Source organism: Brevundimonas albigilva, assembly GCF_023573565.1.
Taxonomy (GTDB): domain Bacteria; phylum Pseudomonadota; class Alphaproteobacteria; order Caulobacterales; family Caulobacteraceae; genus Brevundimonas; species Brevundimonas albigilva.
The window spans coordinates 1,022,999-1,039,669 of the sequence record NZ_CP097649.1 but is presented as its reverse complement, the minus strand read 5'-3'; the positions used below and the strand labels follow the sequence as shown (position 1 = coordinate 1,039,669).

General features: G+C 70.4%; 20 protein-coding genes. 11 read left to right on the top strand and 9 right to left on the bottom strand.

Annotated elements, in window-relative coordinates; all coding sequences use genetic code 11:
• Window positions 1–35 precede the first annotated feature (35 nt).
• A complete protein-coding gene (locus M8231_RS05115) occupies window positions 36–1,892 on the bottom strand; it encodes an ABC transporter transmembrane domain-containing protein (RefSeq protein ID WP_250202390.1) in 1,857 nt (618 codons plus the stop codon).
• A gap of 135 nt (window positions 1,893–2,027) precedes the next feature.
• Here M8231_RS05115 and rpmE point away from each other — a divergent pair, with 135 nt between their 5' ends.
• Entirely contained in the window at window positions 2,028–2,252 is a 225-nt protein-coding gene (gene rpmE / locus M8231_RS05110) for a 50S ribosomal protein L31 (protein WP_201217105.1), read from the top strand.
• 159 nt (window positions 2,253–2,411) lie between these two features.
• Window positions 2,412–3,974, top strand: coding sequence for a L,D-transpeptidase family protein (locus tag M8231_RS05105; protein WP_249750929.1), 1,563 nt, complete (start codon window positions 2,412–2,414; stop codon window positions 3,972–3,974).
• Window positions 3,975–3,985: 11 nt separating this feature from the next.
• Here the strand turns inward: M8231_RS05105 and rcdA are convergent, their stop codons facing one another.
• The 3 genes from rcdA to M8231_RS05090 all read right to left on the bottom strand — a co-directional run bounded on the left by rcdA (window position 3,986) and on the right by M8231_RS05090 (window position 5,526).
• Window positions 3,986–4,522 (bottom strand): protease adaptor protein RcdA, encoded by a 537-nt coding sequence (gene rcdA, locus M8231_RS05100; protein WP_430641183.1) that lies wholly within the window; start codon window positions 4,520–4,522, stop codon window positions 3,986–3,988.
• A gap of 91 nt (window positions 4,523–4,613) precedes the next feature.
• The gene (locus tag M8231_RS05095; RefSeq protein WP_249750931.1) at window positions 4,614–4,817 is read right to left on the bottom strand and encodes a DUF1192 domain-containing protein; all 204 of its coding nucleotides are present in this window, start codon (window positions 4,815–4,817) and stop codon (window positions 4,614–4,616) included.
• A 106-nt stretch (window positions 4,818–4,923) separates the two neighbouring features.
• Complete coding sequence (locus M8231_RS05090; RefSeq protein ID WP_249750932.1) at window positions 4,924–5,526, bottom strand: beta/gamma crystallin-related protein; 603 nt, start codon at window positions 5,524–5,526, stop codon at window positions 4,924–4,926.
• 224 nt (window positions 5,527–5,750) lie between these two features.
• Here M8231_RS05090 and M8231_RS05085 point away from each other — a divergent pair, with 224 nt between their 5' ends.
• On the top strand, window positions 5,751–6,413 hold the full coding sequence (locus M8231_RS05085; protein ID WP_250202389.1) for a DUF1013 domain-containing protein: 663 nt from the start codon (window positions 5,751–5,753) through the stop codon (window positions 6,411–6,413).
• A 97-nt stretch (window positions 6,414–6,510) separates the two neighbouring features.
• On the opposite strand, the gene M8231_RS05080 is transcribed toward M8231_RS05085, so the two are convergent.
• On the bottom strand, window positions 6,511–6,684 hold the full coding sequence (locus M8231_RS05080) for a YdcH family protein (RefSeq protein WP_249750933.1): 174 nt from the start codon (window positions 6,682–6,684) through the stop codon (window positions 6,511–6,513).
• A 116-nt stretch (window positions 6,685–6,800) separates the two neighbouring features.
• Here M8231_RS05080 and M8231_RS05075 point away from each other — a divergent pair, with 116 nt between their 5' ends.
• From M8231_RS05075 to M8231_RS05050, 6 genes are all read left to right on the top strand, one after another.
• Window positions 6,801–7,400 (top strand): UbiX family flavin prenyltransferase, encoded by a 600-nt coding sequence (locus M8231_RS05075; RefSeq protein ID WP_250202388.1) that lies wholly within the window; start codon window positions 6,801–6,803, stop codon window positions 7,398–7,400.
• Window positions 7,397–7,867 (top strand): TIGR02444 family protein, encoded by a 471-nt coding sequence (locus M8231_RS05070; RefSeq protein ID WP_250202387.1) that lies wholly within the window; start codon window positions 7,397–7,399, stop codon window positions 7,865–7,867. The genes M8231_RS05075 and M8231_RS05070 overlap by 4 nt, the downstream gene beginning before the upstream one ends.
• Before the next feature lie 35 nt (window positions 7,868–7,902).
• Entirely contained in the window at window positions 7,903–8,127 is a 225-nt protein-coding gene (locus tag M8231_RS05065) for a YdcH family protein (RefSeq protein WP_249750935.1), read from the top strand.
• A gap of 175 nt (window positions 8,128–8,302) precedes the next feature.
• The gene (locus M8231_RS05060; RefSeq protein ID WP_250202386.1) at window positions 8,303–8,950 is read left to right on the top strand and encodes a M23 family metallopeptidase; all 648 of its coding nucleotides are present in this window, start codon (window positions 8,303–8,305) and stop codon (window positions 8,948–8,950) included.
• Between the two features lie 80 nt (window positions 8,951–9,030).
• On the top strand, window positions 9,031–9,990 hold the full coding sequence (locus tag M8231_RS05055) for an ABC transporter ATP-binding protein (RefSeq protein WP_249750937.1): 960 nt from the start codon (window positions 9,031–9,033) through the stop codon (window positions 9,988–9,990).
• Entirely contained in the window at window positions 9,987–11,351 is a 1,365-nt protein-coding gene (locus M8231_RS05050) for an ABC transporter permease (protein WP_250202385.1), read from the top strand. The genes M8231_RS05055 and M8231_RS05050 overlap by 4 nt, the downstream gene beginning before the upstream one ends.
• Before the next feature lie 82 nt (window positions 11,352–11,433).
• On the opposite strand, the gene rpsU is transcribed toward M8231_RS05050, so the two are convergent.
• A complete protein-coding gene (gene rpsU / locus M8231_RS05045; RefSeq protein ID WP_250202590.1) occupies window positions 11,434–11,670 on the bottom strand; it encodes a 30S ribosomal protein S21 in 237 nt (78 codons plus the stop codon).
• Between the two features lie 188 nt (window positions 11,671–11,858).
• On the opposite strand from rpsU, the gene M8231_RS05040 reads away from it, so the two are divergent.
• Complete coding sequence (locus tag M8231_RS05040) at window positions 11,859–12,518, top strand: COQ9 family protein (protein WP_250202384.1); 660 nt, start codon at window positions 11,859–11,861, stop codon at window positions 12,516–12,518.
• Between the two features lie 41 nt (window positions 12,519–12,559).
• Here M8231_RS05040 and M8231_RS05035 read toward each other — a convergent pair whose 3' ends face one another.
• Both M8231_RS05035 and purE read right to left on the bottom strand, forming a co-directional pair.
• Window positions 12,560–13,642: a 5-(carboxyamino)imidazole ribonucleotide synthase gene (locus M8231_RS05035; RefSeq protein ID WP_250202383.1), complete on the bottom strand. Its 1,083-nt coding sequence runs from the start codon at window positions 13,640–13,642 to the stop codon at window positions 12,560–12,562.
• Window positions 13,643–14,134 carry a 5-(carboxyamino)imidazole ribonucleotide mutase gene (purE, locus tag M8231_RS05030; RefSeq protein ID WP_249750940.1) on the bottom strand — a complete coding sequence of 164 codons (492 nt, stop codon included), beginning with the start codon at window positions 14,132–14,134 and terminating at the stop codon, window positions 13,643–13,645.
• Between the two features lie 122 nt (window positions 14,135–14,256).
• Here purE and M8231_RS05025 point away from each other — a divergent pair, with 122 nt between their 5' ends.
• Window positions 14,257–14,820, top strand: a complete 564-nt coding sequence (locus M8231_RS05025; RefSeq protein WP_249750941.1) for a GGDEF domain-containing protein — start codon at window positions 14,257–14,259, stop codon at window positions 14,818–14,820.
• 22 nt (window positions 14,821–14,842) lie between these two features.
• On the opposite strand, the gene M8231_RS05020 is transcribed toward M8231_RS05025, so the two are convergent.
• Window positions 14,843–16,660, bottom strand: a complete 1,818-nt coding sequence (locus tag M8231_RS05020; protein ID WP_250202382.1) for an SGNH/GDSL hydrolase family protein — start codon at window positions 16,658–16,660, stop codon at window positions 14,843–14,845.
• Window positions 16,661–16,671: the final 11 nt, after the last annotated feature.

The following is a 16,671-nucleotide window of genomic DNA, read 5'->3' as shown; positions in this document are numbered from 1 at the left end:
GGCCACGCCAGGGGACGACGGGACGAAGGGGACCGTCAGGTGCCCCGGAACTGCAGTTCCGCCAGCCGGGCGTAGAGGCCGCCGCGCGCGACCAGTTCGGCGTGCGTCCCCTCCTCCACCACGCGGCCGTCGTCCATGACCACGATGCGGTCGGCGCGCAGGACCGTGGCCAGGCGGTGGGCGATGACCAGGGTGGTGCGCTCCTCCATCGCCTGGTCCAAGGCCGCCTGGACCAGGCGCTCGCTTTCGGCGTCCAGGGCGCTGGTGGCCTCGTCCAGCAGCAGGATCGGCGCGTCGCGGACCAGGGCGCGGGCGATGGCCAGGCGCTGGCGCTGGCCGCCCGACAGGCTCTTGCCGCGCTCGCCCAGCGGCGTGTCGAACCCTTCCGGCAGGGCGTCCAGGAAGGTCAGGGCCTGGGCCTTCTCGGCGACGGCGCGGGCCTCCTCGACCGTGGCGTCCTCGCGGCCGAAACGGATGTTCTCCAGCGCCGAGCCCGAGAACAGCGGCGTCTCCTGCGACACCCAGGCGAAGCGATCGCGCACCTGGACCGGGTCGGCGTCGCGCACGTCCACGCCGTCCACCGACACCAGCCCCGACTGCGGGTCGTAGAAGCGCAGCAGCAGGCGGAACACCGTCGACTTGCCCGCGCCGGACGGGCCGACCAGCGCCACCGTCTCGCCCGGCCGCACCGTCAGGCTGAAGCCCTTGAGCGCCGGCAGGTCGGGCCGCCCCGGATAGGCGAACTGGACCGCCGACATCGACACCTCGCCGCGCGGGGGTTGCGGCAGGGCGCGCGGATGGGCGGGCGCGGCGATGCCCGGCGTGGCCCGCATCAGCTCCTCGATCCGCTCCATGGCGCCGGCGGCCTTCTGCACGTCGCCCCAGCTTTCGCCCAGCGCGCCGACCGCGCCGGCGGTGAAGACCGACAGCAGCACGAACTGCAGCAGCGCGCCCGGCGACATCACGCCCGACACCACGTCCAGCGCCCCCAGCCACAGCACCAGGGTCACGCCGCCGAACATCACCACGATGATCATGGCGGTCATCAACGCGCGGGCCTTCATCCGCTTGAGAGAGGCGTCGAAGGCGTCCTCGACCGCCGCGCCGAAGCGGGCGATGGCGCTGTCGCCGCGCCCGAAGGCCTGGACCGTCTCGATGGCGTCCACGCTCTCTCCGGCGAAGCCCACGGCGCCGGCGAACCGGTCCTGGGAGGCGACGGTCAGCTTGCGCACCTTGCGGCCGAACAGGAAGATCGGTCCCAGCAGGAAGGGCACGATCAGCAGCACCAGGCCCGTCAGCTTGGGGCTGACCACGAACAGCAGGGCCAAGCCGCCGATAAGGGTCAGGAAGTTCCTCAGCGCGAACGAGATGGAGGTCGTCATCAGGGTGTCGACCAGGGCGATGTCGGTGGTCAGGCGCGACAGCACCTCGCCCGTCCGCATCCGGGCGTAGAAGGACGGGTCCAGGGTCAGGATGCGCCCGAACAGACCCTTGCGCAGGTCGGCGATGGTCCGCTCGCCGGTGCGGGTGACGAAATAGTAGCGCGCCGCCGACGAAACGCCCAGGAACAGGGCGTTGGCCCCCAGCAGCAGGAACCAGAAGTTCAGGTTCCGGCCGCCGTCCTCGAACCCGTGGTCGATGGCCCCGCGCGCCAGGGCCGTCAGCGACAGGGACGACGCGGCCGCCGCCACCAGCCAGAACAGCGCCGCCAGCGCATGGCCCTTGTGCCGCATCGCAAAGGGGATCAACCGGGCCAGGGGGCGGATGTCGCGGCGGCGCGCGCGCTTGTCCCCGGCGTCGGCCATCTGCTCGGCCAGCACCGCGCCGGCGCCGGGACGTCCCTGGGCCTCGGCCCGGGCGGAATAATCGGTGGCGTCGTATCGGTCGGTCATTGCGCCCGCCTCTTGCCCCGGAACGCCCCCCGGTGTAAACGCCGCCCCTCATTCCCGCCGGAGTTCTGGCGGGTTTCTCATTTCATGCGCAGCGACGGTCGGCATCGTCATCGCGCCAGAGACCGGACGACGACCATGAAGGCGGACACGCACCCCGACTACCACTTCATCACCGTGGTGATGACCGACGGCACTTCCTACAAGACCCGTTCGACCTACGGGAAGGAAGGCGACACGCTGAACCTGGACATCGATCCGACGACGCACCCGGCCTGGACCGGCGGCAACGCCCACCTGATGGACCGCGGCGGCCGCGTCTCGCGCTTCAACAACAAGTTCGCCGGCTTCATCAAGAAGTAAGCGCGACCCCGCTGCGACACGGTGCAGCGATCAGGTCTCGAAAAGCGCCGGTCGGACGACCGGCGCTTTTTGTTTGCCCGGAACGCCGATAACATGGCGGCGTTCGGATTTCAGGGGCTCCGGCGTCGCGCGCCGGGTCGATCAAGAAGCGGAAGAGTCATGAACAGACGGCAACTGGGTCTCGGCGTCGCATCGGCGACCCTTGCCCTCGGCTCGGCGGCGCGCGCGCAGCAGGTCTATATGCAGCGCTCGCCCGAGGCGACCGCCTTCTACAACAGCTTCACCGACCAGATCGGCCGCCTGCCCCAGGATCAGCAGCCGGACGTGCGCGCCTTCTACGAACTGAACGGCTGGCGGCCGGTGTGGACGCGCGAACGCCTGCGCGACCTGAACGCCGTCGCCGCCCGCGCCGAACGGCACGGCCTGTCCGGCGCGGACCAGTTCGACTTCGTCGGCCTGGCGGCCGATCCGGCCACCTCCGACCTACGCACCACCGCCGCGGCCCTGGCCTACGCCCGCATCCTGGCCGAGGGCAAGGTGCGCCCCGAGACGGTCGAGGAGCTGTGGGAAATGCAGAAGAACCGCGTGGACCTGCCGCGCGGCCTGAACGACGCCCTGTCGCGCGGCGTCCTGTTGGACTGGTACGAAGGCCTGGCGCCGACCGACATCGGCTACACCAACCTGTCGGCGGGCTATGTCCGCTACAGCCGCCTGGCCAATCAGGGCGGCTGGCCCGCCTTCGCCGCCGGCGCGACCATCGAACCGGGCGCCAGCGACCGCCGCGTCCCGGCCCTGATCGACCGCCTGACGGCCGAGGGCGACCTGTCGGCCGCCGACGGCGCGCGCCTCAAGGCCCAGGGGCTGGTCTATGATTCAGAGCTTCAGGCCGCGGTCCGCAGCTTCCAGACGCGTCACGGCCTGGGCGCCGACGGCCGCGTCGGCCCGGCCACCCAGCGTTCTCTGGGCGCCTCGGCCCAGGACCGAGCCCGCCAGATCGCCCTGAACCTGGAACGCCGCCGCTGGCTGAAGCGCGACGTCGCGCCCGAGCGGATCGAGGTCAACACCGCCGCGGCCATCATGGTCTATTGGAAGGACGCCAAGCCGGTCCATTCCAACCGCGTCGTCGTCGGCTCGCACGACAACCAGACGCCCAGCCTGGAGAAGCCCTTCGCCTCGGTCGTGGCCAACCCGCCCTGGTATGTCCCCGCCGGCATCGCCCGGCGCGAGATCCTGCCCAAGGGCCCCGGCTATCTGGCCGCCAACGACATGTATGTGTCGAACGGCACGGTCATCCAGCGCGCCGGTCCGAAGTCGGCGCTGGGCTATGTGAAGTTCGAGCTGCGCGACAGTTACGCCATCTTCCTGCACGACACGCCGTCCAAGGCGGCCTTCAACCTGTCCATGCGCCAGCGCAGCCACGGCTGCGTGCGTGTTCAGGGCGCGGTGGAGTTCGCCCGCCTGCTGCTGTCGCCCGATCCGGCCAAGCTGGAACAGTTCGACGTGGCGCAGGACAGCCGCGAGACCACCCGCGTGACCACGGGCCGCGAAATCAGCGTGCGTCTGCTGTACTGGACCGCCTTCGTCGACGGCCAGGGCCGCGTGGCCTTCCGCGAGGACGTCTATGACCGCGACGCCAAGCTGGCCCAGGCGCTGGGCATCGCCGTCAGCCTGCCGCGCGTGGTCGACGACGGCCGCAAGGACGAGAACGACGTCGGGCCGTAGGGCCGGCCGGATCAGCCCCGGAAGGCCGCCTCCAGCATTCCCAGCTGGCTGAGGACCGGATTGGGCGGCGTCTCCTGGGCGTCGCCCAGATACATCCGGCGGTCCAGGTGCAGGGCCCGGTCGAACAGCTTTTCGGACCGCACCAGGTATTCGACCAGGGCGATCGGCAGTTCGGCGTGGCTGGGCTCGGCGTCGATCTTGCGCTCGTTCAGGCGATAGCGCGGCTCGCACGCGGCTTCGGGCGTCATGTCGCCTTCGCGCACGGCCCGCTGGACCAGCAGCCAGGACGCGATCTGCATCAGGCGCGTGGTCAGCTTCATGCTTTCCGCCGCATAGGCCAGGGCGGCCGAGCGGGACAGGATGCGGGATTCGCGCCGCCCCTCCCCGTCCAGATACGCCGCCGTTTCCTCGACCAGCTCCATGCCCTCGCGGAAGGTGCGGTCGAACAGTTCGGAACGCGCGAAGTCACGCACCGTGCGGGCGCGGTCCGGCCCGGCCGGAGGTTCGGAAAAGGAAGGATCGCCCACGGTCAACTCAGACATCTTCATCGGGAATACGCACGCCTGTCCTGCAATCGGCCGGGGAGCCGGAACTCCGAACACGGACTGCAATGGTCATGCCACGAAAGCGGCGCAAGCGTCAGGGCCTGAAGGTGAAAAGCGCGTCCGCCGCGCTCTTCTTGGCGCGCTTGGCGTCCATGGCGGCGCGCGACCGTTCGATCTCGGCCTCCAGATCGGCGACCCTTTCGGTCAGGTCCTCCACCGAATAGGCGTCCAGGTCCTCGCGTCGCAGGGCGCTCAACGCCTCGTCCCGCCGCGGGCGCGGCTCCAGATCCTCGAACATGGCCTCTCCTCGCGTCGCTGGCCGGATTCCGAGTCCTATCACAAAGCCGGGCGCTGACGAATGGGCGCAGGCGGGCGACGCGTCCGTCGACGCGTCGCCGTTCGTTCTACCAGCGCCGCGCGGGACGGAGCGAGGAGATGCGGTCGTTGAAGCCGCTGGAGCCCAGGTTGCGCTCGTCGCCGCTGACGACGCGGCAGGACCCGCGGAAATAGGCGTCGGTGCAGACCTCCCAGCGCCCGCGCAGGCGGATCGAGCTGATCCGGTCGTTCATGCCCGACCGATCCAGGTTGGCCACCTCGCTGTTGAAGCTCATGGAACGGCCGCGGTAGTTGGAATCCTCATAGACGGTGATCGACGTCCGGCCGCCGCCCCAGCCGTCGCCGGGACGGTCCGGCCGGTCAGGGCGACCCGGCGTGCCCGGGTATCCTGGACGGCTGTCCTCATAGCTTCCCCGCACATTGCCGCAGACCAGCAGGCCGTTGTCGTTGGCGATCTCGGCGCTGGAACAGCGCGCCAGTTCGATGGAGGTGCCGCGCGGCTGGCCGCGCTGGTCGCGGCAATCGGCGTAGAGACGGCCCTGGTTCACATAGGCGCCGGTGCAGCTCTGGGCGTAGCTGCCGCGGGGGGCGACCCGTTGCTGAACGTCCGTCGGCCCCTGTCCGGGGGCCATCATCGCAGCGGCCATGGCCGCGCCAAGCAGAATCGACATGGGTTGGTTCCTCTCTCTCTCCCGGATGTCTAAGACTTCAGGACCGCCAAGGTTGCGCGGCGCACATGAACCTTTGCTGTACGCCCTTGTCGGGCGGCGTTTTCTTTTCTTCCGAATAGGCCTATATCGGCGTCATCAGCGCCCGGTCGAAAGGCCGGGCGCCGTCGTATCCAACGCCCGCCGCATCGCGCCGCGCGGGCCCAGAAGAACCGGGACCCAAGTCCATGAGCGACATCCTGATGCCCAAGGCCACCGCGGTCTGGCTGGTCGACAACACCTCCCTCAGCTTCGAGCAGATCGCCGACTTCTGCGGCCTGCATCCGCTGGAAGTGCGCGGCATCGCCGACGGCGACGTGGCGCGCGACATCCGCGGCGTCGATCCGGTCACGGGCGGCCAGCTGACGCGCGAGGAACTGGACAAGGCCCAGGCCGATTCCAACTACCGCATGAAGGCGGTCGTCAGCCGCCACGCCGAACTGCTGAAGTCGGCCAAGCCCGCCCCGAAATACACGCCCGTCTCGCGTCGCCAGGACCGTCCCGACGCCATCGCCTGGTTCGTGCGCAACCACCCGGAAGTGACCGACGCCCAGATCGCCAAGCTGCTGGGCACCACCAAGTCCACCATCGAGAGCGTGCGCAACCGCACCCACTGGAACACCGCCAACATCAAGCCGGTCGATCCCGTGACCCTGGGCCTGGTCGGCCAGCTGGCGCTGGACGAAATCGTCAGGAAGGCCGCCGAGAAGAAGGCCAAGGACGACGCCAAGAACGGCGGCGGCACCATCCTGCCGGTCGCCGAGGAGATCGAGCCGGAGTTCGTGCCCGAGGAGCCGGAGGCGCGCGGCGCCGAGCCCACGGCGGATTCGGTGTTCGGCACGAAGAGCTGATCGTCCAACCCTTCCCAAGTGGAGAGGGCCCGAACGAAAAACGGCCCCGGAGAGCGATCTCCGGGGCCGTCGTCGTGTTTCGGGAGGTCGGGAACCGCTAGTGGGTTCGCGCCTCCAGGCTGGTGATCTCTTCCTTCAGCCGAAGCTTTCTCTGCTTCAGCTCCCTGACCTGCAGCGTGTCCACGGATGGCCGGGTCATCTCCTTCTGGATGGTCTCATCCAGGGTGCGATGACGATTACCCAGTTCGCGAATACGAGCCTCGATGGTCATGGCTTGCGCCTCCGTTGGTTAGGGACCACTAGAGTGAGCGCCCGGTTCGACAGGCTGTGGAATCACATTCCGGTGACAGCCGGCCGCGCCGGACACCAGGGAGGCTGACCCCTAAAATGGTCGATGATGTGAACGGAGCCGTACGAAATTCGCCGCCCCGGATGGTCGTCGGAATTTCAGGCGCTTCCGGCGCGATCTACGGCGCCCGCGTGCTGGACGCGCTGAACGACCTGGGCGTCGAGAGCCATCTGGTCGTGACCAAGGCCGCCCTGCTCACATTGTCGCAGGAGACGGATCTGACCGCCGACGGCCTGTCGGCGAAGGCCACGGCGACGCATCGACTGGCCGACGTCGGCGCCAGCATCGCCTCCGGCTCGTTCCGCACCCTGGGCATGATCGTCGCGCCCTGTTCGGTCCGGACGATGAGCGAGATCGCCACCGGCGTGACCTCATCGCTGCTGACCCGCGCCGCCGACGTGACGCTGAAGGAGCGCCGACCGCTGGTGCTGATGGTGCGCGAGACGCCCCTGCACCTGGGCCATCTGCGCACGATGACGGCCCTGGCGGAAATGGGCGCCGTGATCGCCCCGCCGCTGCCCGCCCTCTACGCCCGCCCCGCCTCGATCCAGGAGATGGTCGATCAGTCGGTCGGCCGCGCCCTGGACCTGTTCGGCCTGGACTGGAGCGCCGTGCGCCGGTGGGACGGCCTGAAATGAGCGGAGGCCTGTGGGACTGGTCCGTGGCCGCCTATGGCGCGCCCGGCGTCGCCGACGCCTGCCTGACCCTGCAGGATCATCACGAACAGAATGTGCCGCTGCTGCTGTGGTCGGCCTGGCTCGCCGCCACCGGCCGACGCCCCGACGAGGAAACCATCGAGGCCGCCTGCGACACAGCCCGTGCGTGGGACGGCGTGGTCGTGGCGCCGTTGCGCGCGGTGCGCCGCACCCTGAAGGCGCCGGTCCCCGACATCGACGACGGCCCCCGCCAGTCCGTGCGCGACCGCGTCAAGGCGCTGGAACTCGAGGCCGAGCGCCATCTGCTGGAGGCGCTGGAGGCGCTGGCCCCCGCGCCGGACGGCGCGCCGCGCCCGGCCATCGATGGCCTGACCGCCACGACGCGCCTGTGGTCGCGCGTCACGCCGCGCCCGGCCCTGATCCGCCTGGCCGAGGCCCTTCCGGCGTGAATCGCCCTGACGTATAAGCCCGCCGGGGATTCGACATGAACGACGACGTTCCGGAAATCAGCGAGGAGGAAGCGGCGCTTCACGCCCGCGTCAAACTGCTGCGCCAGGAGCACGCCGAGCTGGACGCCTCGATCGAGGCCCTGTCCGCCGCCGCCGTGCCGGACCAGCTGATGATCGCCCGGATGAAGCGCAAGAAGCTGTCGATCAAGGACGAGATCGTGAAGATCGAGGACCGCATCCTGCCCGACATCATCGCCTGACGGACCGTTCGGCGCGCGCGTTCCCCCGGTGCGACCATGCGCCGCCCGCCCCGTCCCAAAGTCGCCCCATGCGCCCGGCATAAGCGGCCTCCTCGCCGGGATGGCCGCGCGGCCCCGCGCCGCCCCGTCCCGGTTCCCGCGCCCTCATCGCGCCTGTTGTCGGAGACGCCGCCGAATGCGACGCCTGTTCTCGTCCGCCCCCCTGGAAAAGGCGGGGACGCGGGCGAAATCCCTGTTGATCCACTCCGGCCAGACGGCCGCCTTCGCCGCCGTGGCCGTCCTGGCCGCCGCGGCCGCCCCGAATGTCGCCACCCAGCCGCCCGCGCCCCTGACGGAGGCCAAGGCGGCCCCGGTCGCGCCGCCCGTCAAGGCCGAGGTCGAGGACGCCGGCCCGATCATGCGCCAGATCGTCTTCGCCGCCCCGGTCCGCGGCCATGCGGTGAACTCCAAGTTCGGCCTTCGCAAACTGGCGATCGAGGCCAAGGCCCGGGCGCACAAGGGCGTGGACATCGCCGCCCCCAAGGGCACGAGCGTCTTCACCGCCGCCGAGGGCCGCGTGGTCCGCACCGGCTACGAGGCCGGCGGCTACGGCGCCTTCATAGAGGTGCGCCATCCCAACGGCATGAGCACCCTGTACGCCCACCTCAGCCGCATCGACGTGACGCGCGGCGCGGCGATCGCGGCCGGCCAACGCATCGGCCTGGTCGGCTCCACCGGCTATTCCACCGGGCCGCACCTGCATTTCGAGGTGCGCCGCAACGACGCCCAGATCAATCCGGCCAAGGTCGTCGGCCGCAGCTTCGCCGTGGTCGTCGAAGCCTGACCGCGACAGCGGGTCCGTCGTTTGCCGCTGGCCTTCTGCGTCGCCCTTGCTAGGCTCGCCGCAAAGGGACGGGAGGCGACATGGCGGCGGCGTTGACGCTGGAAGGCGTGGGCAAGCGGTACGGAACGTTCGAGGCCGTGCGCGATCTCAGCTTCCAGGTGGAGAAGGGTTCGATCTGCGGCTTCTTGGGCCCGAACGGCGCCGGCAAGACCTCGACCCTGCGGATGATCCTGGGCCTGCAGCCGGCGACGTCCGGGCGCATCGACATCCTGGGCGCGGCCGACGGGCGCGAGGTGCGCGACCGAATCGGTTTCCTGCCGGAGGAGCGCGGCCTCTATCGCAAGATGACGCCGGTGGAGGCCATCGCCTTTTTCGGTTCGCTGAAGGGCCTGCCCGCCCATGAAGGCCGCAAGCGCGCGGTCGCCCTGCTGGAGCAGCAGGGGCTGGGCGCCTCGCAGAAGAAGAAGATGAAGGAGCTGTCCAAGGGCATGGCCCAGAAGGTCCAGCTTCTGGCCTCTGTCGTGCATCGCCCCGAATTCGTGATCCTGGACGAACCCTTCTCGGGCCTGGACCCGGTCAACCAGCAGGGCCTGGAGACCATGATCCGCGACCTGGCCGCCCAGGGGGCCACGGTCCTGTTCTCCACCCATGTGATGCAGCACGCCGAGCGGCTGTGCGACAAGGTGGTGCTGCTGGCGCGCGGGCGAAAGGCGTTCGAGGGCTCGGTCGAGGCCGCCAGGGCCACCGCGCCCCGCTTCCTGGAACTGGACGGCGCCCTGTCGACCCAGGCGGTCGCCGCCCTGCCCGGCGTGACGGGGGTCGAGGTGGTGGACGAGGCGGGCGACACGCGGCGGCTGAAAGCGGCGCTGGCTGCGGGCGCGGGCGGCCAGGACACGCTGAAGGCCGCCTTCCTGACCGGACTGGACGTGCGCGGCTTCGCCCTGAAGGAGCCGACGTTGCACGACGCCTTCATCGGCCTGACCGGCGACCATCCGGACCAGCCCCAGACCTCTTCCCACACCGCGGAGGCGGCCCGATGAACCGCACCCTTCTGATCGCGCGCCGCGAATACGTGGCCTACGCAAAGACGGTGGGCTTCTGGCTGTCGCTGTTGGCCTTTCCGATGTTCGCCGTGCTGGGCGGCGCCATTCCCGTTCTCATCCGCTCGTCCGAGCCGGTGCGCGCCGTGGCCGTGATCGAGGAAGGCCCGGCCGCCTCCGGCCTGGCCGCCGCGGTCCGCGACGCCCTCCAGGCCGAGGTCGATCAGGCCCGAACCCGCGTGGAGGACGCGACCGGACAGGCCGAGGCCGGCGCCGGCCGGGCCGTGGCCACCGCCCTGGCCGCGCCCAAGATGCGTCTCGTCGCGCCGCCCCCCGCCATCGCCGACGCCCCGCCGGGAGCGGCGCGCGACGCCGCCATCCGCGCGGCGCTGGACAAGCAGGCGCCCGAGGACCAGCGGCTGGACGCCGTCGTCTTCCTGACGCGCCAGGACGGCAAGCCCGCCGCCCAGGTGTGGACCAGCCGCACCAACGACGACAACGTCGCCGGCTTCATCCGCGACGCCCTGTCCGACACCTATCGCGAGCAGACGCTGGGCGCCGCCGGCGTGCCCGCCGCCGTCATCGCCGATGTCGAGGACTTCCGGCCGGAGGTGAAGGCCTTTTCGCCCAATGCGGCGGGCGGGGGCGAGGTGTCCCTGCGCGACCGCCTGCCGTCGTTCATCGGCCTGGGGGCCGGGTTCGTTCTGTGGTCGCTGATCCTGACCGGCGCCTCGATCCTGCTGAACAGCGTGATGGAGGAAAAGTCCAACCGCATCCTGGAGATCCTGCTGTCCTCGGCCTCGGCGACCGAGATCCTGACGGGCAAGGTGCTGGGCGTGGCCCTGCTGACGCTGACGGTCCTGGCGGTCTGGGGCGGCATCGGCGCCTTCAGCCTGCTCAGCGCCGCGCCCGACGTGGCCGTGGATGTGGGCCAGGCCCTGCTGCGCGACGGCATGGTCTTCTACTTCATCGCCTACATGGTGGGCGGCTATCTGATGTATGCGGTCCTGTTCGCCGCCATCGGGGCCTTTTGCGAGACGCCGCGCGACGCCCAGACCCTGATGGGGCCGATCATGATGGTGCTGGTGGTGCCCATCCTGGTCATGCAGATGGCCCTGCGGACGCCCGACGCCATCGTGGTCAAGGTGCTGTCGTGGATCCCCCTGTTCACCCCCTTCCTGATGAGCGCGCGCGCGCCCGCCCATCCGCCGATGATCGAGATCGTGCTGACCCTGATCGGCATGTTCGCCGCCGCGGCCCTGATGGTCTGGATCGCCGGCCGCGCCTTCCGCGCCGGCGCCCTGTCGGACGTGAAGCTGAGCTGGAAAAGCTTCGGCCGGGCGATCACCGGCCGGGCCTGACGCGCGGAAGAAGTCCTCAACACGGAAAGAAAAAGGCCGCTCCGATGGAGCGGCCTTTGATCTTTCAGGCTTTCGCCTGGTCTTAGCGGCCGGCGCGCGGCTTGGGCGCGGGCAGCAGGCCCTCGCGCTGGGCGCGCTTGCGGGCCAGCTTGCGGGCGCGACGGACGGCTTCCGCCTTTTGGCGGGCGCGCTTTTCCGACGGCTTTTCGTAGTGCACGTGGCGCTTCATTTCACGGAAGCTGCCTTCGCGCTGCATCTTCTTCTTCAGGGCCTTGAGCGCCTGATCGACGTTGTTGTCGCGGACGAAAATCTGAACCAGGGTTCTCTCTCCTTTGGCCGCCCGCCGCGTCCTTTCGAAGGGAGACGGGCAGACAAATAAAATCCTCTTCCGAAAGCAGGGCTCCCGGATGAAGGCGCGCTGATACACGAGCCTCCCGCCGCTGTCCAGCCGATGCCGACGATTGTGAAGGCTCGAAAGCGGTCGCCGACAGGCGTATGATCGGCGTCATGACGCACGCCGCCGACGGGGCCCCCGACTGGGCCGCCCAGACCGAACAGACCGTCCTGGACGCCGCCATCGCCCGCGCGCCCGCCCTGGGCTGGAACGCCCGGCTGGTCCGCGAGGCGTGCGAGGCCTGCGGCCTGTCGCTGGGCGATCAGGAACTGCTGCTGCCCAACGGCGCGCGCGATCTGGCCGCCCTGCTGTCGCGTCGCCACGACGCCCGCGCCCTTCAGGCCCTGGGGGCCGTCGACGCCGCCGCGCTGAAGATTCGCGAGCGAATCGCCCGCGCCGTGTCCGAACGGATGGAGGCCGGCGCCGCCGACCTGGAGGCCACGCGCCGCTGCGCCGCCTTCCTGGCCCTGCCGGTCAACGCCGACCTGGGGCTGAAGCTGGCGTGGGAAAGCGCCGACCACCTGTGGCGCTGGGCCGGCGACACGGCGACAGACTGGAACCACTATTCCAAGCGCACCATCCTGTCGGGCATCCTGATCCCCGCCCTGACCCTGCGCTGGTTCGACGGGCGCGAGGCGGCGGAGGCGTTCGTGGCGCGCCGCATCGACAACGTCATGGCGTTCGAGAAGTGGAAGGCCGGCAAGGACTTCGACGCGCCGTTCCGGAAGGTGACCGACGCGCTGAGCCGGATGCGCTACGGCGCGCGAGCGTAAGCGCCTTTCCGTTCATCCCGGCTTTCGCCGGGATGAACGGATCAAAGAGAACCGAGCACCCGGTTCACATGGGCCATCTTGCGGCCCGGGCGCGCCTCGGCCTTGCCATAGAGATGCAGACGGCGATCGGACTTTCCGGCCAGGTCGCGCCACTGGTCGACCTCGTCGCCCAGCAGGTTGCTCATCTCGACGCGGGCGTGCGCCGCCGTGGGGCCCAGCGGCCAGCCGGCGACGGCGCGGACGTGCTGCTCGAACTGGTCGCAGACGCAGCCGTCCTGGGTCCAGTGGCCGGTGTTGTGGACGCGCGGCGCGATCTCGTTGACCAGCAGGACGTCGTCGCCCAGATCGAACAGCTCGACCCCGATCACGCCGACATAGTCCAGGCCGTCCAGGATGGCCTCGGCGATGGCGCGGGCGCGGACCTGGGTGGCCTCGTCCACCGTCGCGGGGGCCAGGGTGGTGCGCAGAACCCCGCCCTCGTGCCGGTTCTCGCCCAGCGGATAGACCGCCATCCGCCCGTCCCAGTCGCGCGCGGCGATGACCGACAGTTCGCGCACGAAGGCGGCGCGCGCCTCCAGGATGGCCGGGCGGCCGCCCAGGCTCTCCAGCGCGGCGGGCGCGTCCTCGATGGCGCGGATCCAGACCTGGCCCTTGCCGTCATAGCCCTCGCGCCGGGTCTTCAGCAGGGCCGGCAGGCCCAGTTCGGTCAGGCCCACGACCAGGTCGTCCAGGGTGTCGACCACGGCGAAGGCCACCGTCGGCGCCCCGACCGCGTTCAGGAAGGTCTTTTCGTCCACCCGGTCCTGCGACACGCGCAGCGCCGTCGGCCCTGGCGCGACCAGGGCCCCGGCCTCGGCCAGCCGCTCGATCGAATCGGCGGGCACGTTCTCGAACTCGAAGGTCACGACGTCGGCGGCGCGGCCCAGGGCGGTCAGGGCGTCCGGGTCGTCATAGGCGGCCACGATCTGGCGGGCGGAAACGCGGCCGGCGGGGCTGTCGGGCTCCGGGTCCAGGATCACGACGTCCAGCCCGAGGCGCGAGGCGGCCTGGCTGAGCATCCGGCCCAGCTGGCCGCCGCCCAGGATGCCAAGGGTCGAACCGGGGGGAAGCGGCAGATCGGGCACTCAGTCCTCGACGGTTTCGGCGATGGAATCGGTCTGGGCGGCGCGGAAGTCTTCCAGACGTCCCGCCAGGGCCGGGTCGGCCAGGCCCAGGATCTGCGCGGCCAGAAGCCCGGCGTTGGCGGCGCCCGCCTCGCCGATGGCCAGGGTGGCGACAGGCACGCCCGCCGGCATCTGCACGATCGACAACAGGCTGTCCAAGCCCTTCAGCGCCTTGGACTGGACCGGCACGCCCAGCACCGGCAGTTCGGTCATGGAGGCGACCATGCCCGGCAGGTGGGCCGCCCCGCCGGCGCCGGCGATCACCACCTTGAAGCCGGCCCCCTTGGCGCCCGTCGCGAACTGAACCAGCCGATGGGGCGTGCGGTGCGCGCTGACGACGCTGGCCTTCCAGCCGACGCCCAGCTGGTCCAGCCGATCGGCCGCCAGCTTCATGGTGGGCCAGTCGGACCGGCTGCCCATGATGATCGCCACCGGGGTTTCGGAAGTCGCCATGCGTTCGGGCCCCTCTCGGAAAGGCGCCCGTTACAGCACACGCGTTGCGCCCGCAACCAACGGCGTTAGCATCGGCCTGTCGCGCGACCTGCTGAGTCGCGCTCCGGGGAGCCTTTCGCGCCGTGACCGACGTGGCCGATATCGACCTGAACGCCGAGATCGAGCGCCTGCGCGCCGAGGTCGAGACCTTGCGCCTGCGCGCCGAGGCGGCCGAGGCGGCGGCCGATCACGACGTCCTGACGCCGGCCCTCAACAGGCGCGGCTTTGTTGCGGTCATGCAGCGGACCATCGCCTACTGCCGGCGACACGACGTGCCGGCGACGCTGCTCTATCTGGATCTGGACGGGTTCAAGGGGGTCAACGATCGGCTGGGCCACGCGGCCGGCGACGCCGCCCTGGTCAAGGTCGCCGAACTGATGCTGGCGAACCTGCGCGAATCGGACGCCGTGGGCCGCCTGGGCGGCGACGAGTTCGCCCTGCTGATGCTGAATGCGGGGCTGGACGAGGGCCGCGCCAAGGCCCGGCAGCTGGCGGAAACCCTGGCGGCCGAACCCTTCGCCTGGGAGGGCCGGACCGCGCCCCTGGGCGGATCGTTCGGCGTGCGCGCCTGGGACGGCCATGCCGATCCCGAAGCCTGGCTGGCCGAGGCCGACGCCGCCATGTGGGTGCGAAAGAAGGGGCGCTGAGGCCCCTTCCCGCTCGTATTGCTTACAGCGGCAGCCGAAGCTGGACGCCGCCCATGTGGCTGTCGGCGTGATCGCCGAAGCGGCCGCGATAGCCGACCGTCACCCGAACGGGCCCGACCTCGCCCTCCAGCCCGGCCGAGGCCAGGACCTGGCCGCCGAACGGATCGTCGATCTCGCGTTCCAGAACCTGGGCCGGATTGTTGTGGAGGCCGACCCGCAGCGGATCGGAGCTGTCGTCCAGCGCATCGCGATAGCCCCCTTCGGCGAACAGGGCGAAGCCGCCCAGGTCGGCCTCGGCGCGCAGCGCCACCTCGCCGCTCAGCGCCTTCAGGTCTCGATCCTGATACGCGTACTGGGCCGCGAGACCCTGCTCGAAATAGCCGTCCACCTGGCTGGAGGTCCACGTCAGGGCCGCGCGCGGCGACAGGGCGACGCCGCCCATGTCGAACCAGGTTCCCGCCTGCAGGCGCGCGCCGGTGCTGACCGCGGTCGTCTCGGCGGTGTGGACGATCGGCGCCAGGCTGGTGATCCGCTTCATGTCGTCGATATTGTCGCGCGCCACCCCGACCACGCCGTTGACGAAGACGCCCGACGGCGCGCGCCAGCCGGCGTAGAGGTCCAGGCCGAAGCTCTCGACCTCGAACGTCAGCGTCTGGCTTTCCACGTCGCTGACCCGCGCGGTCCCCGCCAGGCCGACGCGCATCGCCTCGGACGGGCCGGCCTCCAGCGCGATCCGCCCGCCCCAGCCGTCGGACGACGCGTCGCCCACGACGCCGCGCGCGTCGTAGTCGGCGCTGTCGACCATGGCCGAGCCGGTCAGGGACACCCCCCGCGTCCAATCCTGGCGGCCCGAGAAGGCCTCGCTGGCGGCGTCCAGCGCATCCTCGCGGTGCCGGAAGGCCGTCTCGCCCGCCAGCGTCGCCTGGGCGCCGATGTCGGCGTAGTAGAGATAGTCCGTCGCCAGGCGGGCGATCGCCCGGTGGCCGGCGGCCGTCGGATGGACGTCGTCGAAATAGAAGTAGGTGTCGGGACTGGCGCAGACGCTGGTCCCGGTGAAGCATTTGTCCGTAACGTTGGTGAAGCCGAAGTCGGCGGGATTCGCGGCGATGACGTCGCCAATCCTGAACAGGTCCATCAGGATGATGTTGCTGCCCGGTTGCGCCGCCGCTGTGGCGTTCAGCTTGGTCAGCAGCGTCGAGTTGAAGTTGCCGGCCGCGGCGTCCGCCAGGCCGGCCGCGGGCGCGCCGGCGGGCGAGCGAAACTGCGGCGTCAGGCTGAGCTTGGGCAGATTGGCCACCAGGATCGTGCCCGCCCCGGCGCCGGCGACGGCGTTGACCAGGGTGTTGACGTTGCTCGAGGCGGTGTTGGTGACCGTGTTCATATAGGCCAGGGGCGCCGACGAGGCGCCGGCCAGGGCCAGGGTCTGAAAGATGTCGTTGGCGCCGCCCAGCACCGTGACCAGGTCGCCCTGGCCGAACCGGCCGCCGCGGCCGGTGTAGGCGCCCAGTTGCGCCAGCATTCCCGGCGGGGGCGTGGTCGACGCGTCGGTCCGCGATCCCCCGAAGGCGTAGTTGATGCTGCCGGAGACCGAGCCCGTGAAGTTGGCGGCGTTGAAGCCCAGCAGCTCGGTCCACACCGGCCCGCTGGAGAAGCGGCCCTGGAAATAGGGCGGCGACGGCGGCGTCGCGCCTCCGGTCGCCAGATACAAGTTGCCGTTGTCGCTCAGGCTGTCGCCGAAAACGACCAGGCGATCATAGGATTGCGCCGAGGCGGCGCCGGCGAAGGCGCAGGCGGCGAGCGCGAGGGCGGCGACGGCGCCGCCGGTGACGAAACGTGGCATTGAATCCTCCC